Source organism: Dulcicalothrix desertica PCC 7102 (genome assembly GCF_003991905.1).
GTDB lineage: Bacteria > Cyanobacteriota > Cyanobacteriia > Cyanobacteriales > Nostocaceae > Dulcicalothrix > Dulcicalothrix desertica.
In genome coordinates this window covers 1-2,524 of record NZ_RSCL01000090.1, presented here as the reverse complement: position 1 = coordinate 2,524, position 2,524 = coordinate 1, and the positions used below count along the sequence as shown (strand labels likewise).

The 2,524-nt window shown below is 32.6% G+C and carries 1 protein-coding gene; it reads left to right on the top strand.

Annotated features, from left to right (window positions below):
* Window positions 1-962 precede the first annotated feature (962 nt).
* Complete coding sequence (locus tag DSM106972_RS50860) at window positions 963-2,099, top strand: ISAs1 family transposase (protein WP_127087839.1); 1,137 nt, start codon at window positions 963-965, stop codon at window positions 2,097-2,099.
* The last annotated feature ends 425 nt before the right edge of the window (window positions 2,100-2,524 follow it).

Sequence of the window (2,524 nt, the reverse complement as noted above, 5' to 3'; positions counted from 1 at the left end):
CAGGGCAAACGCATCTTAAATTGGCTTTGGGCAAGGAATAGCGGTCAAGTGGGAGCGCAGAGTTTCTTCAAATACGACTAATAACCACTACTAAACTATTTAACTATATTAAAATTTACTTAAATAAATATGAAACAAAAAAGCATGTCAATACTTATTTACTATAAAAATACAGACTTTTGATATGGTTCGTGCCCGCTACGAATACCGAAAAAATAGAGAGCATCCAGTCTTTGTAGAAATACTCAAACTTCATGCGCCGAGAGATAACAATATAATTTTAAATATAGCCAGTTACAATGCTCACTACAAGTATTACTTACCAACCGCGCGGTACTCATTTAAAGTTTACTAATTAATTAATAACTATTCTCAATATATCTCAGAATATGAACCAAAAAAATAATACTAAAAAAAACTATATGCATCGCAAGCGGAGGTTATTAGCTTTAGCTAATAACAACGCCACGGCGCCACAAAAAGAAACGTGTTGTGTGTAAAATAACAACACAGGATTTTGACTTGCTTAAAGTAATCATATACATCCAAGCAGCACTGTTCAGTATTGGAAACCACCTGAGTCGATGTAAACGTAATTATCATCACTGGAACTATTAAGTTAAAGTATAATTTATCACACTAATCGCTTGTAGTTGATGTCGCAAAGAAATTGCTATTAGAATCAACTATTGTTTAGCTAAAAACAGTAACATTTGCTGGTGTTAGTATTATTTTTTAGTAACTATTAAGAATAATTATTATTTAACTTGATGGTCGTTGAATGAATATTATGATTGTTTTGTAGTACATATACTGAGTCGTGTATTTAACTACATTTATCATTTTTCTCAGTGCCACATTGTTTAAGTATTTTTCCCAAAACCGAATGCTTCCAAAAAATATGGACATGTGATGATAATCTTGATTCATATTTCTCAGGTACAGCTATGACCGATTTAATGATGGAACCTCTTCAAAAGCGAACAATATCAGATTTTTTTGAAAATGTAAAAGACCCAAGAATAGAACGTACTAAACGGCACAAGTTGATAGATATAATTACGATTGCAATTTGTGCGGTTATTTGTGGAGCCGAAACTTGGATAGCAATAGAAACGTATGGGCAAGAAAAAAAGGAATGGTTAGGAAAGTTTTTGGAGTTACCGAATGGTATTCCTTCTCACGATACTATTGCAAGAGTGTTTGCAAAAATTAATCCTACTTCTTTCCAAGAATGCTTTTTAGAGTGGATAAAATCAGTTGCAAAAATAACTAATGGTGAAGTGATTGCGATTGACGGCAAACAATTAAGACGTTCATATAATAAAAAATCGTCTCAGCGAGCGATTAATATGATTAGCGCCTGGGCGGTAAGTAATCGATTAGTGATGGGGCAGCTAAAAGTAGATAATAAATCAAATGAAATAACAGCAATTCCAGAACTGATAAAAGTATTAGATATTTCTGGTTGTATTGTTACTATTGATGCAATAGGTTGTCAAAAAGAAATAGTTAAAACTATAATTAAACAAGAAGGAGATTATGTGATTGCACTTAAATCCAATCAAGGAAACTTATATCAAAACGTTGAGCAATTATTTAAAGAAGCTATTTCTTCTAGATGCAGAGGATTCAAATCAAGTAGTTACAGCACTCGTGAATCAGGACATGGCCGCGAAGAAATACGTAATTATCTAATGCTTACAGATATTTCAAATCGCATTGTAGATAGTAAGGAGTGGGAAAATTTTCAAAGTATTGGTATGGTAGAATCAGTAAGAATGGTAAATGGAGAAACAACAGTTGAAACACGCTATTATATCAGTAGTTTAAATCGAAACGCAAAAAAATTTGGGAATGCAGTTCGCAGTCATTGGGGTGTTGAAAATTCATTACATTGGATATTAGATGTTGGATTTAACGAAGATGACTGTCGCATTCGCAAAGATAATGCACCACAAAATTTTGCAGTTTTACGTCGAATAGCAGTTAATCTTTTAGGTAAAGATAAAAGTCGAAAGTTTGGAACAAAGAATAAACAGTTTTTGGCATCCATGAATAACGAATACTTGGCTGATATTTTGGGACTAAATTTATAATCGCTTGCCAAATATTGAACTCGTTATAAATGTTAGTAAATCTCTAACTATGTTTGACTTATTACTTTTAACAATCAACAGTAAGTTATGTTGAAATTCGGAGTTAATTTCGCTCCTTATTAAGTAGAAAGCGCATAGGATAAAAGAGCGATTACTTGTTGTTAAATATACTATTTATCAGGGCAAATTTTTTACAGGCGCCCGTGGCTGGGGCATGGCGATGCCATACCCTTCGCCTTTATTTGTTTGTTAATTTATTTATAGTAATTATGTATTAAATAAGAGTTATTGTTTAATGATGAATTAATTAAATATTGATATAGTTAAATAGTTGATAATGAATAATAGTTGTATTTGAATAGAATCGGCATTACTGTCTGACCGCTATTCCTTGCCCACAGCCCATTTAAGATGCGTTTGCCCTG